General features: G+C 73.1%; 9 protein-coding genes. 7 read left to right on the top strand and 2 right to left on the bottom strand.

Going from position 1 to position 13,079, the window contains the following annotated elements:
- Window position 1: 1 nt before the first annotated feature.
- On the top strand, window positions 2-931 hold the full coding sequence (locus ACWEPX_RS18840) for an anti-sigma-D factor RsdA (RefSeq protein ID WP_451898483.1): 930 nt from the start codon (window positions 2-4) through the stop codon (window positions 929-931).
- 16 nt (window positions 932-947) lie between these two features.
- Here the strand turns inward: ACWEPX_RS18840 and ACWEPX_RS18835 are convergent, their stop codons facing one another.
- Window positions 948-1,400 carry a DUF5319 domain-containing protein gene (locus tag ACWEPX_RS18835; protein ID WP_451898482.1) on the bottom strand — a complete coding sequence of 151 codons (453 nt, stop codon included), beginning with the start codon at window positions 1,398-1,400 and terminating at the stop codon, window positions 948-950.
- A 115-nt stretch (window positions 1,401-1,515) separates the two neighbouring features.
- Here ACWEPX_RS18835 and guaB point away from each other — a divergent pair, with 115 nt between their 5' ends.
- The 6 genes from guaB (at window position 1,516) to ACWEPX_RS18805 (ending at window position 11,464) form a co-directional block, all read left to right on the top strand.
- Window positions 1,516-3,027: an IMP dehydrogenase gene (guaB, locus tag ACWEPX_RS18830; RefSeq protein WP_451898481.1), complete on the top strand. Its 1,512-nt coding sequence runs from the start codon at window positions 1,516-1,518 to the stop codon at window positions 3,025-3,027.
- Window positions 3,028-3,055: 28 nt separating this feature from the next.
- Window positions 3,056-4,198 carry a GuaB3 family IMP dehydrogenase-related protein gene (locus tag ACWEPX_RS18825; protein ID WP_451898480.1) on the top strand — a complete coding sequence of 381 codons (1,143 nt, stop codon included), beginning with the start codon at window positions 3,056-3,058 and terminating at the stop codon, window positions 4,196-4,198.
- Window positions 4,199-4,275: 77 nt separating this feature from the next.
- Complete coding sequence (locus ACWEPX_RS18820) at window positions 4,276-5,991, top strand: FAD-dependent oxidoreductase (protein WP_451898479.1); 1,716 nt, start codon at window positions 4,276-4,278, stop codon at window positions 5,989-5,991.
- Window positions 5,992-6,069: 78 nt separating this feature from the next.
- Window positions 6,070-7,032, top strand: a complete 963-nt coding sequence (locus ACWEPX_RS18815) for an MBL fold metallo-hydrolase (protein WP_451898478.1) — start codon at window positions 6,070-6,072, stop codon at window positions 7,030-7,032.
- Window positions 7,033-7,868: 836 nt separating this feature from the next.
- Window positions 7,869-9,677: an FAD-dependent monooxygenase gene (locus ACWEPX_RS18810; protein WP_451898477.1), complete on the top strand. Its 1,809-nt coding sequence runs from the start codon at window positions 7,869-7,871 to the stop codon at window positions 9,675-9,677.
- A gap of 383 nt (window positions 9,678-10,060) precedes the next feature.
- Window positions 10,061-11,464, top strand: a complete 1,404-nt coding sequence (locus ACWEPX_RS18805; protein WP_451898476.1) for an FAD-binding oxidoreductase — start codon at window positions 10,061-10,063, stop codon at window positions 11,462-11,464.
- Here ACWEPX_RS18805 and ACWEPX_RS18800 read toward each other — a convergent pair.
- The gene (locus tag ACWEPX_RS18800; protein ID WP_451898475.1) at window positions 11,461-12,903 is read right to left on the bottom strand and encodes an aldehyde dehydrogenase family protein; all 1,443 of its coding nucleotides are present in this window, start codon (window positions 12,901-12,903) and stop codon (window positions 11,461-11,463) included. The two genes, ACWEPX_RS18805 and ACWEPX_RS18800, sit on opposite strands and share 4 nt — an antisense overlap.
- Window positions 12,904-13,079: the final 176 nt, after the last annotated feature.

Below are 13,079 nucleotides of genomic sequence, written 5' to 3'. Positions count from 1 at the left end.
GGTGTCCGACAGGGGCTTCGACGACGGCCGTGATCCCTTTGACGACCTGCACGTCCTCGACGACCTCGAGGCCGACGGCGAGCTCATCGACTTCGCCAGGGTGCACGCGGACGACGCCTTCCTCGACGCCTTGGGCGCCTCCCTGCGCGGCGACGGCCCCCCGGCCGACACCGACGACCTGGCCGATGCCGAGCTGGCCCTGCTGCTGACCTCCTGGCGCGACGACGTCGACTCCGAGCCCATCGGCGAGCTGGTCGACCCGCGGCTGGCCGCGCACACCGTCGTCCACGCCGCGCGGACCCGCAAGCAGCGCAGACCCAGGCTGCTGGTGCCCGTCGCGGCAGCGGCAGCCGTCTTCGCCATCGCCATCACCGGCGCGGGCCTGGCCGCCCGCAACGCCCAGCCCGGCGACACGCTCTGGGGCCTGACCCAGGTCCTCTACTCCGACCACGCCCGCTCCGTCGAGGCCGCCGCCGCCGTGCGGGAGGACCTCGCGGGCGCGCAGACCGCGCTGGCCAAGGGCGACCTGACCGAGGCGCGCACCAAGCTCATGGAGGCGGGCGCGACCCTGTCCTCCGTCGCCGACGAGGAAGGCCGCGAGGAGCTGGCCGCCCAGCACGCCGACCTGGAGTCGCAGCTGCCCGGCGCCCCCGCGGACGGCGTGCTCCCGCCGCCGTCGGCCAACCCGACCACCGCGGCCCCGACCACCACGCCGCAGTCCTCGGACCCCAGCACGCCCAGCAGCACCACCGCGCCGACGACGCAGCCGACCACGACCTCGCCGAGCAGCCCGCCGACCACGACCACCGACCAGCCGACGTCCACCACCTCGGCCACTTCGGGCGAGCCCAAGGGCGACCCGGGCGACGCGGGCAACGGCAGCTCGGGCACGGGCTCGGCCCCCGCGGGCAGCGAGTCGACCGCGCCCTAGCGCCCCTGCCCCAGCTCTAGCGCGCGTTCTCGCTCGCGGTGACCCCGTCGGCGTAGCCGCGGCAGTACTCCCAGCTCACGTAGGACGCCGGGTCCGGGTCGTAGGCGGGCTCGTGCGGGCGCATCCGGCCGTCGTGCAGCAGCTGCTCCAGGCTGGCCGCCAGCAGCGCCCAGTCGTGGTAGTGCGGCTCCTGGCAGTCCCCGCAGTCCACCACGATGCCGCGCACCCCGCGCGGCTCCAGCAGCGCCTGGTACACCGCGAGGTCCGACAGGTCGCCCAGCAGCTCGGCGCGCTCGGCGGCGCTCATCGGCTCGTCGTCGACCGGGTCCGGCTCGTCGAGGGCGCGCGCGGGGTCGTCCGGGTCGCCTGCGAAGGGGTCCGGCGGGAGCGCGCCGCCGTGGCCCCGCCCGGCCGGGCGGTCCCACGGGCCGTCGTCGAACGGGTTCGGGGGAACTGCGTCATGGGCCACGTCCACGCACGCTACCGGCTGCCCCGCCGCGGTCCCAGATACGATGGGGGAACGTGCCACCCGCGTGACCTCGACGTCCCGCCGCCACACCCCGCAGGAAGGTCGCCCACCCCCCATGACCAGCGAGCTCAACGCCGACGGTGTCCCGTTCAAGTTCGCCCAGCTGGGCCTCACCTTCGACGACGTGCTGCTGCAGCCCGCCCAGTCGGATGTGATCCCGAGCACTGTCGACACCTCGACGCGGTTCTCGCGCAACGTGACCCTGCGCATCCCCCTCGCCTCGGCCGCGATGGACACCGTCACCGAGGCGCGCATGGCCATCGCGATGGCCCGCCAGGGCGGCATCGGCATCCTGCAGCGCAACCTGTCCATCGAGGAGCAGGCGCGCCAGGCCGAGACGGTCAAGCGCTCCGAGGCGGGCATGGTGACCGACCCGGTGACCTGCTCGCCGGAGGACACGCTGGCCGACGTGGACCGCATGTGCGCGCGCTACCGCATCTCCGGCCTCCCGGTCACCGACGCCGACGGCAAGCTCGTGGGCATCATCACCAACCGCGACATGCGCTTCGAGGTCGACCACTCGCGCCCGGTCAGCGAGGTGATGACCAAGGGCCCGCTGATCACCGCCCAGGTCGGGGTGTCGGCCGAGGCCGCGCTGGGCCTGCTGCGCAGGCACAAGGTGGAGAAGCTGCCGATCGTCGACGGCGACGGGCGGCTGCGCGGGCTGATCACCGTCAAGGACTTCGTCAAGACCGAGCAGTTCCCCAACGCCACCAAGGACCCCGACGGCAGGCTGATCTGCGGCGCGGGCATCGGCGTCGGCGACCAGGGCTGGCAGCGCGCCATGACGCTGGTCGACGCCGGGGTGGACGTCGTGGTGGTGGACACCGCGCACGGCCACGCCCGCGACGTGCTCGACATCGTGGCCAAGCTCAAGCGCGAGGTCGGCGACGCCGTGGACGTCGTCGGCGGCAACGTCGCCACCCGCGCGGGCGCGCAGGCGATGGTCGACGCGGGCGCCGACGGGGTGAAGGTCGGCGTCGGCCCGGGCTCCATCTGCACCACGCGCGTGGTCGCGGGCGTCGGCGTCCCGCAGATCACCGCGATCTACGAGGCCGCCCAGGCGTGCCTGGCCGCCAACGTGCCGGTGATCGGCGACGGCGGCATCCAGTACTCCGGCGACATCGCCAAGGCCATCGCCGCGGGCGCCAGCACCGTCATGCTCGGCAGCCTGCTCGCGGGCACCGAGGAGGCGCCCGGCGACGTCGTGCTGGTCAACGGCAAGCAGTTCAAGGGCTACCGCGGCATGGGCTCCCTCGGCGCGATGCGCTCGCGCGGGATGGCCAAGTCCTACGCGCGCGACCGCTACGCCCAGGACGACGTGCTCGCCGACGACAAGCTGGTGCCCGAGGGCATCGAGGGCCGGGTGCCCTACCGCGGCCCGCTGTCGCAGGTGGTGTTCCAGCTGGTGGGCGGCCTGCGCGCGGGCATGGGCTTCACCGGGTCGCGGACCATCGCCGAGCTGCAGCAGGCGCAGCTGATGCGGATCACCTCGGCCGGGCTCAAGGAGAGCCACCCGCACGACATCACCATGACCGTCGAAGCGCCGAACTACACGACTCGCTGACGGCCCTTCCCCGAGAGGAACAATCGCAGTGCGGGATCTCGTCGACATCGGCATGGGCCGAACGGCCCGGCGCGCCTTCGGCCTGGACGAAATCGAGATCGTCCCGTCCCGGCGGACGCGCTCGTCGAAGGACGTCTCCACGGCGTGGCAGATCGACGCCTACCGCTTCGACATCCCGCTGATCACCCACCCCAGCGACGCGATCGTCTCGCCGCGGACGGCGGTGGCCGTCGGCGAGCTCGGCGGCCTCGGCGTGCTCAACGCCGAAGGCCTGTGGGCCCGCCACACCGACCCAGAGGAGGTGCTGTTCCGGCTGGCCACGGCCGCCGAGGACGGCGCTGAGCCGATGGAGCTGGTGCGGATGCTGCAGGAGGCGCACGCCGCGCCGCTGCGGGTCGACCTGCTCACCGAGGCGATCAAGCAGGTCCGCGAGTCCGGGGTCACGGTGGCCGTGCGGGTCAGCCCGCAGCACGCCGCCGAGCTCACCCCCGACCTGCTGGCCGCGGGCGTGGAGGTGCTGGTCGTGCAGGGCACGATCATCTCCGCCGAGCACGTGGCCCGCGAGGCCGACGCCGAGCCGCTGAACCTCAAGCAGTTCATCGCCGACCTCGACGTCCCGGTGATCGCGGGCGGCGTGCACGACTACCGCACGGCCATGCACCTGATGCGCACGGGCGCGGCGGGCGTGATCGTCGGCTACGGGCACTGCGCCGGGGTGACCACGACGGACGCCTCGCTGGGCATCGGGGTGCCGATGGCCACCGCGATCGTCGACGCCGCCGCGGCCCGGCGGGACTACCTGGACGAGACCGGCGGGCGCTACGTGCACGTCATCGCCGACGGCGGGGTGCACACCAGCGGCGACATCGCCAAGTCGATCGCCTGCGGGGCGGACGCGGTCATGTTGGGCGCGCCGCTGGCCGTCGCAGGCGAGGCGCCGGGGCAGGGCCTGTACTGGACGACCTCGGCGGCGCACCCGTCGCTGCCGCGCAGCCGGGTGCTGCCGGTGGCCGACGACGTCGAGGTGGACCTGCGCACGCTGCTGTTCGGGCCGTCGACCGACCCGGACGGCCTGGTCAACCTGTTCGGCGCGCTGCGCAGGGCGATGGCGAAGACGGGCTACAGCGACGTCAAGGAGTTCCAGAAGGTCGGCCTGACGGTCCGCGGATAAGAACCTGTTACTCAAAGTTCGGGAAACTCCCCCGTTGGGCCTAGCTCCGGGCGGGGCGGGCGCTTAACCTCAGGCGCATGGCAACCGAACTCGCCGGTAACAAGGCGGACTACGACGTCGTGGTGGTCGGCTCGGGCTTCGGCGGCAGCGTCGCCGCGCTGCGGCTGACCGAGAAGGGCTACCGGGTCGCGGTCGTCGAGGCGGGCAGGCGCTTCGCCGACGACGAGTTCGCCAAGACGTCCTGGGAGCTGCGGAAGTACCTGTGGGCGCCCGCGCTGGGCTGCTTCGGCATCCAGCGCATCCACCTGCTCAAGGACGTCGTCGTGCTCGCGGGCGCGGGTGTCGGCGGTGGGTCGCTGGTGTACGCGAACACGCTCTACCGGCCGCTGAAGGGCTTCTACGCGGACAAGCAGTGGGCGCACATCACCGACTGGGAGGCCGAGCTCGCCCCGCACTACGACCAGGCGTCGCGGATGCTGGGCGTGGTGACCAACCCGTCGACGACCCCGTCCGACGAGGTCATGCTCAAGGTCGCCGCGGACATGGGCATCGCCGACACCTACCACCCGACGCCGGTCGGGGTGCTGTTCGACAAGCCCGGCGCGCCGGTCGCCGACCCGTACTTCGGCGGTGAGGGCCCGGCCCGCACCGGCTGCACCGAGTGCGGCTCGTGCATGACCGGCTGCCGGGTGGGGGCGAAGAACACGCTGGTCAAGAACTACCTGTACCTGGCGGAGAAGAAGGGGGCCGAGGTCATCCCGTTGACCACGGTCACCGACGTGCGGCCGGTGGACGGGGGCTTCGAGATCCTGGCGCACCGGACCGGGCGCAAGCGGCTGCGTCGGCGGATCACCGCGACGCAGGTCGTGATCGCGGCGGGCACCTGGGGCACGCAGAACCTGCTGCACCGCATGAAGGACTCCGGCGCGCTGCCCGCGCTCTCGCCCCGGCTCGGCGAGCTGACCAGGACGAACTCCGAGTCGATCATCGGCGCGGCGCGGACGATGGTCGACCCGGCGCGGGACTACTCGACCGGGGTGGCGATCACCTCGTCCATCCACCCCGACGAGAACACCCACATCGAGCCGGTGCGCTACGGCAAGGGCAGCAACGCGATGAGCCTGCTGCAGACGATCGCCACCGACGGCGGCTCCCGGGTGCCGCGGATTCTCCAGGCGCTGCGGTTCATGGTGCGGCACCCCCTGAAGACGCTGGCGCTGCTTCAGGGATACCGGTGGAGCGAGCGCACGGTGATCCTGCTGGTGATGCAGTGCCTGGACAACTCCATCACGACCTACCTGAAGCGCGGGCTGTTCGGGCGGCGCAAGTACACGTCCCGGCAGGGGCACGGCGTGCCGAACCCGACGTACATCCCCGCTGGTCAGACGGCCAACGAGCTGACGGCCAAGCACATCGGCGGGACCGCGGGCGGGACCTGGGGGGAGATCTTCAACATCCCCATGACGGCGCACTTCCTCGGCGGCTGCCCGATCGGCTCCTCACCCGCGGAGGGCGTGATCGACCCGTACCACCGGGTGTACGGGTACCCGGGCATCTCGGTGGTGGACGGGGCCGCGATCAGCGCGAACCTGGGCGTGAACCCGTCGCTGACGATCACCGCGCAGGCCGAGCGGGCGTTCTCGCTCTGGCCGAACAAGGGCGAGGCCGATCCCCGGCCCCCGCAGGGCGCGGAGTACCGCAGGATCCAGCCGGTCGCCCCGGCCAACCCGGCGGTGCCGCCCTCGGCCCCGGCGGCGCTGCGGCTGCCCGTGGTGGAGGTCAACGGGCGCTGACCAGCGCGTCCGCCGAGTTGTCCACAGGCGGGGGAGCGGCCCTGGCGGGTGCCGGGCCGCAGCCGGCACGGTGGACCTGTGACCCACTTCGCATCCAGCGGCGACCTCAGCCGCAAGGAGGAGACCTTCGTCGACCTCGGCGGCGGCGTGTACGCGCTGACCGCCGAGGGCGACCCGAACGTCGGCGCCATCGAGGGTGAGGACTTCCTGGTCTGCGTCGAGGCCAGGGCCACCCCGGTGGCGGCCCGGCGCTGGCTGGACGTGCTGCGGCAGCGCACGGCCAAGCCGGTCCGCCACCTGGTGCTGACCCACTACCACGCCGTGCGCGTGCTGGGGGCCAGCGCGTTCGACGCCGCCGAGGTGGTCACCCACACCGCGACCCGGGCGCTGATCGAGGAGCGCGGCGAGGCGGACTGGGCCAGCGAGCTGGGCCGGATGCCCCGGCTGTTCGAGGAGCCGTCATCGATCCCCGGCCTGACCAGGCCGACGCTGACCTTCACCGACCGCATGGTCATCCCGCTCGGCGGCGACCGGGGCGATTTGGTGCTGGCCCACTGCGGCCGCGGCCACACCGCGGGCGACATCGTCGCCTGGCTGCCCGACCGCGGCATCCTCTTCGCGGGCGACCTGGTGGAGTCCGCCGCCGCCCTCTACACCGGCGACGCCTTCCACGCGGAATGGGCGACGACCACTTTGGACACCGTGGCGTCCTTCGGCGCGACCACCCTGATCGGCGGCCGCGGCCCGGTCGTCACCGGAGCCCCCGCCGTCGCCGACGCAATCGCCCAAAGCAGGCACTTCCTCAACGAACTGCGCCGCACAGTCGGCGAGGTCCACCGCACCGGCGGCACCCCAGCCGCCGCCTTCCAGGCAGCCCACGCCGCCCTATCCCCCCGCTACGGCCACTGGCCCATCTTCGAGCACTGCCTCCCCTTCAACGTCCAACGCCTCTGGGACGAACTCTCCGGCACCGACTGGCCCCACATCTGGACCGCCACCCGAGACCGAGAAGTCTGGTCAACCCTCCGAGCCGAATCATGACCCCCACCCCGCGCCCTCACCACCCCACCCAACCCCGCAACCACCCCACCCAACCCCGCAACCACCCCGCCCAACCCCGCAACCACCCCGCGCCCCCATCTGCCCACCCCACACCGCAGTCACCCCGCCCCACGTCGCAACCACTCCGCGCCCCACTGCAACCAGCCCGCCCCACGTCGCAACCACTCCGCGCCCCACTGCAACCAGCCCGCCCCACGCCGCAACCACTCCGCGCCCCACTGCAACCAGCCCGCGCCACACCGCAGCCAGCCCGCGCCACACCGCAGCCACCCCGCCCCCCACTGCAACCTCCCCGCCCGACCCCACAACCACCCTGCCCAACACGGCAACCACCCTGCCCGCCCCCTCCACCCACCCACCACCTCGACGACCCCGCCCACCTCTCCACCCGCACCATCCTGTGCGTCGGTCGCTTCGGCTTCCGCTCTGCCCGCCCCGTCCTGCACCTCAACCGCCTCGGCTCCCACTTCTGCCGCTGTGCCTGCGCCCCAGCCGCCTCGAGCCGTCGCACCCCAATCGCCCACCTCACCCCACTGCCCTGCGCACCCGCCCAATCGCCCCGCCCGCTCCCCGAGCGCCCGGTCCTGCAGCCCGGCTGCTCTACCCAACACCCCGGCCGCAGGCTGCACCCGCCAGCCCAGCGGGCGGGCGCTGCTCCAGCTCCTTCCCCCCCACCCCGGGCCGCCAAGCCCGATTGTGCTGTTCTCTGGCGACTGCCAACGCCACTTTGGTCCACAAGAGACTGTCCTCTTTGCTGGCGAGGTCCGAGTCGACTGCTCCCGTGGTGAAGCGGGAGTGGGGTTGGGAGGTGGAGCGTGACTGAGCCGGTTCTTGTTGCGGGTGCGGGTCCGGTTGGGATGGTGGCTGCGCTTTATCTGGCGCGGCACGGGGTGCCGTCGGTGCTGCTGGAGGCGGCGCGCAGTCGGTCTGCGGTGGGGAGTCGGTCGATCTGCGTGCAGGGGGACATCCTCGACGTCCTCGATCGGGTGGGGGCGGGGTGGCCGGTCGTGCGGGCTGGGGTGACGTGGTACTCGGGGCGGATCTACTACCGGGAGCACGAGGTCGTCCACCTCGAACTGCCGCAGACGCCGCCGGACCGGTTTCCGGCGTTCGTCAACACCCCGCAGACCGTCGTCGAGCGGATACTCGCCGAGCTGGTCGACGCGGAGCCGCTGATCGACCTGCGCATGAGTCATCCGGTCACCGGTCTCACCCAGGACGACGAGGGCGTCACCATCACCACCGAACGCGGCGTTTTCCGGGGGACGCACTGCATTGCCGCCGACGGCGTCCACTCCACGGTCCGCGGCCTGCTCGGCCTGCCCTTCGAGGGCACCTCCTACGACGACAAGTTCCTCATCACCGACATCCGCGCCGACCTCGACACCGCCCCCGAGCGCCGCTTCTACTTCGACCCGGAGTGGAACCCCGGCCGCCAGGTCCTCCTGCACCCGCAGCCGGACTCGGTGTGGCGGATCGACTGGCAGGTCCCCACGGACTTCGACCTCGACGCCGACCGCGCCACCGGCGGCCTCGACCGCCGCGTCCGCCACATCGTCGGCGACGTCGACTACGAGATCGTCTGGGCCTCCGTCTACCGCTTCCACCAACGCCGCGTGCCCCACATGGCCGTCGGCCGCGTCCTCATCGCAGGCGACGCCGCCCACGTCATGAGCCCCTTCGGCGCCCGCGGCATGAACTCCGGCATCGCCGACGCCGAGAACGCCGCCTGGAAGATCGCCGCCACCCGCCAATCCTGGGGCGGCCCCCACCTCCTGCCCACCTACGACCTCGAACGCGGCGCGGCCGCCGCCGAGAACCTCCGCGTCACCGCCGAAACCATGCGCTTCCTGGTCCCCGCCACCCCCGAAGAGCACGCCCACCGCCACACCACCCTCACCCGCAGCCTCCACGACCCCACCCTCCGCCCCCACATCAACTCCGGCCGCCTCGCCGAGCCCTACTGGTACCTCGATTCCCCACTCACCACCCCACCCCAACCCCGCCCGACAACACTCGCTGCCCCACCTGCTGGTGGACTCCAGCACGACCAGCGTCCCCGGCCGCAGGTGCCGGGCGACCGCGCGGGCCGCCGACAGCAGCGGCCCGAGGTCGGGCTCGCCGTCGACCAGCCAGCGATGACCTCCCGATCGCCCGCTGCTCCGCCAACCACCTCCACCGCCCCTGCTGGCTCGACCGCCCCTACCGGCTCCGTGGTCGGTACCGGTTCCACCGCTGATGTCGCCTTCACCGGCTCCGCCGCCGATGCCGACTCCGCAGCTCACGCCGACTCCACTGCCCCTACCGGCTCCGCCGCCGATCCCTTCCCCACGGCCCCAGGCGTTCCGCGGCCACCCGTCCCCGGTGTCCTCTGCCCGGACCTTCCCCTCGCCGACGGCCGCCGCCTGCGTCCAGCCCTGTCCCCGCGATTAACCCTCCTGACCGGACCGGATGCCGCGCAGCACGGCATCCCGAGCCTGGAGTTGGCGCCAGCGGCCCTGGAGGCGCTCGGGCTGGGGCCGGAGGGGGTGGCGGTCGTCCGCCCGGACGGCTACCTCGCGGCTGTGCTGCCCGACGGGAAGGGGGTGGCGGAGGCGGTCGCTCGCGCAACGGGGCAGGACTGACGACACCCAACCCCACACCCCGCAGGAAGCGCTGCCAGATTGCGCAGGGGAGCGGGGCACACGCGCCTGACATCGGATACCAGCGGTTCGTCAAGCAGGTGTTCACCGGGCGGGGGCGCGGAGTGCGAGCAATCCTGGTTAACGCGGGCTACCGAGCAGCCGCCGCCGCGCAAGCGCCCAAGGATGCCCTGCCGCGCTATCTGACCGCCGCGCAGTGGGCGCGGCTGTGGCGAGCTACGTCGTAGAACTGGCAACAGTGGTGGGTGGCCGCTGGGGCGTGGCGGTGGTGGAATCGCCGCGTGGGAGTCAACAGGCGGACATTTCTGCACGTGACGGGGGTCGCGGGGCTTGCGGTGGCGGTCTCGGCGTGTTCGGGTGACACGGTGCCGAAGCCCACGTCCACCCCGGCGCCGACCACCACGACCAGGCCCACCACCACCCCGCCCGACTTCGACGGCCTGCGCCGCGCGCTCGGCGGGGCGCTCGCCCAGCCCGGCGACCCCGACTACGACCGGGCCCGCCGGTCCTTCAACCCGCTGATCGACGAGCGCGCCCCGCTGGCGGTGGCCACGGCCTCCTCGGCCGACCACGTGAAGGCCTGCGTCGAGGTGGCCCGCACCTCCGGGCTGACCATCGCCGCCCGCAGCGGTGGGCACAGCTACGCCGGGTACTCCACCCCCGACGGCGGCCTCGTCGTGGACCTCGCCGGGATGAAGCGGGTGCAGGTGCGCGACGACGGCACCGCGGTCGTCGGCGCGGGCGCGCGGCTGATCGACGTCTACGCCGGGCTCGCCGCGGCGGGGCGGGCGCTGCCCGCTGGCACCTGCCCGACGGTCGGCATCGCCGGGCTCACCCTCGGCGGCGGGCTCGGCGTCCTCACCCGCAAGTACGGCCTGACCTGCGACAAGCTCGTCGCGGCCACGGTCGTCACCGCCGACTCGCGCGCCCTGCGGGCCAGCGCCGAAACCGAGCCCGACCTGTTCTGGGGGCTGCGCGGCGGCGGGGGCGGCAACTTCGGCATCGTCACCGAGTTCACCTTCGCCACCGAGCCCGCCCCCGAGCTGACCATCTTCGAGCTGGAGTTCGCCGCGGGCTCGATGGCCGACGTGCTGGGCGCGTGGCAGGAGTGGATGCCGCAGACCCCGCCGGAGCTGTGGACGAACCTGATCGTCGTCGGCGGCTCGCCCCCGCGCGGGCGGCTCAACGGCTGCTACGTCGGCCCCCGCTACCAGCTCAACGCCCTGCTCGACGACTTCGCCGCCCGCCCGGTCGACCGGATGGTCCGCACGACCGACTACCTGGACGCCATGCTGCACTTCGCGGGCTGCCCGAGCGTGGCGCGCTGCGCGCCCGACCGCTTCCCCCGCCAGGGCTTCGCGGCGGGCTCGCGCATCCTCGCCGAGCCGCTGGCCGACCCCGGCGAGCTGGTCGGCATGGTCGACGGCCGCGAGGGGATGAACCTGCTGGTCGACGCCCTCGGCGGGGCCGTGGCCGAGCTCGCCCCCGACGCCACCGCCTTCCCGCACCGGGAGGCGCTGGCCACGGTGCAGATCTACCAGGAGGCCACCGCCGACACCGCGGCCGCCGCCAGCCGCGCCGTCGCCGAGGTGCGCAACGGCATGGTCGGCATCGGCCTGCGCGGCGGGTACGTCAACTACATCGAGGCCGCCATGCCCGACTGGAGCGTCATGTACTACGGCCGCAACGTCAACCGCCTCCGCGACACCGCCCGCCGCTACGACCCGGACGCCGTCTTCGCCTTCCCGCAGGGCGTCGCCAGCGCCTAGAGCACCAGCCCGGTGAGCACCACCGTCTGCTCCTCGGTGAAGTCGGCCATCGCCGACTTCACTCCTTCACGGCCGGTCCCGGAGCCCTTCACCCCGCCGTAGGGCATCTGGTCGGCCCGGTAGCTGGGCACGTCGCCGACCACCAGCCCGCCCACCTCCAGCTCGGCCGCCGCGCGGAAGGCCAGCTGCACGTCGCGGGTGAACACGCCCGCCTGCAGTCCGTAGTCGGTGTCGTTGGCCTGCGCGAACGCCTCGTCGACGCTGTCTACCACCGACAGCACCAGCACCGGCCCGAACACCTCCTCCCGGCACACCGAGGCCGTCGAGGGCACGTCGGCCAGCACGCACGGGCTGATCGAGTTGCCCGAGCGCCGCCCGCCGGTGAGCACCCGCGCCCCCGCCTCCACCGCCTCGGCGATCCACGACTCCACCCGGTCGGCGTTGTCTGCGTCGATCAGCGGCCCCACGTCCACGGCGGGGTCGTGCGGGTCGCCGGTGGTCAGCGCCTCGACCGCCGACACCAGCTCCGGGGTGAACGCCTCGGCGACGTCGCGGTGCACGATCACCCGCTGCACGGCGATGCAGGACTGCCCGGCCTGGTAGTTGCCGAAGGTGGCGATCCGCCGCGCCGCGAAGGCCAGGTCCGTCCAGTCGGGACACACGATCGCCGCGCTGTTGCTGCCCAGCTCCATGACCACGTGCTTGCGCGGCGCGGCGTCCATCAGCCCCCAGCCCACCGAGGTGGACCCGGTGAACGAGATCACCGGCAGCCGCGGGTCCTCGACCAGGGCGGACATGTCGCGCCCGCGCACCGGCAGCACCGAGAACGCGCCCGCGGGCAGGTCGGCCTCGGCCAGGATCTCGCCGAGCAGCAGCGACGACAGCGGGGTGGCCGACGCGGGCTTGACGACCACCGGCGCGCCCACCGCCAGCGCGGGGGCCACCTTGTGCGCGACCAGGTTCAGCGGGAAGTTGAACGGCGCCACCGCCAGCACCGGCCCGCGCGGGCGGCGCAGGATCACCCCGAGCCTGCCGTCGCCGTTGGGGTCGGTGTCCAGGCGCTGGAGCTCGCCGACGAACCGGCGGGCCTCCTCGGCGGCGAAGCGGAACGTCGAGACCGCGCGCTTGACCTCCACCTCGGCCCACTTCAGCGGCTTGCCGTTCTCGGCGGTGATCGTCTCGGCGATCTCCTCGGCCCGCTCGGCCAGCCGCGCGGCGACGTGCGCCAGGGCCGCCGCGCGCACGTGCGCGGGGCTGGAGCGGAACTCCCGGGCGACGGCCGCGGCCGCGGCGACGGCCTCCTCGACGTCCTCGGGACCGGGCACGCAGACGGTGGCCACGTCGGTGCCGTCGTAGGGGTGGTGCACGTCGAGGGTCGACTCGCTGGTGCGCGCGGAGCCCGCGACCCAGAACGGGCGCGGCTTGGTCTCGAACGTCATGCCCCCAACCGTAGGCCGACCGGCGGGGAAGGGCCGCACGGAGCCGACCGGTTAGGATGGATGCGGTCGACCGACGATGGTGGCTAGGGTTCCGCCGCATCTTCGCGGGTCTGGTTCGAGCGCCACGGAAAACCCGCGTGACCGGCACGCGGGCAGGCATCTCCGGGAGAGAAACC

The sequence above is a fragment of the Actinokineospora sp. NPDC004072 genome (assembly GCF_053604195.1).
This window is presented reverse-complemented; position numbering and strand designations above follow the sequence as displayed.

Coding starts and splice junctions, on each gene's coding strand:
- ACWEPX_RS18820 (WP_451898479.1), top strand. CDS start 4,276: ATGGCAACCGAACTCGCCGGTAACAAGGCGGACTACGACGTCGTGGTG.
- ACWEPX_RS18800 (WP_451898475.1), bottom strand. CDS start 12,903: ATGACGTTCGAGACCAAGCCGCGCCCGTTCTGGGTCGCGGGCTCCGCG.
- guaB (WP_451898481.1), top strand. CDS start 1,516: ATGACCAGCGAGCTCAACGCCGACGGTGTCCCGTTCAAGTTCGCCCAG.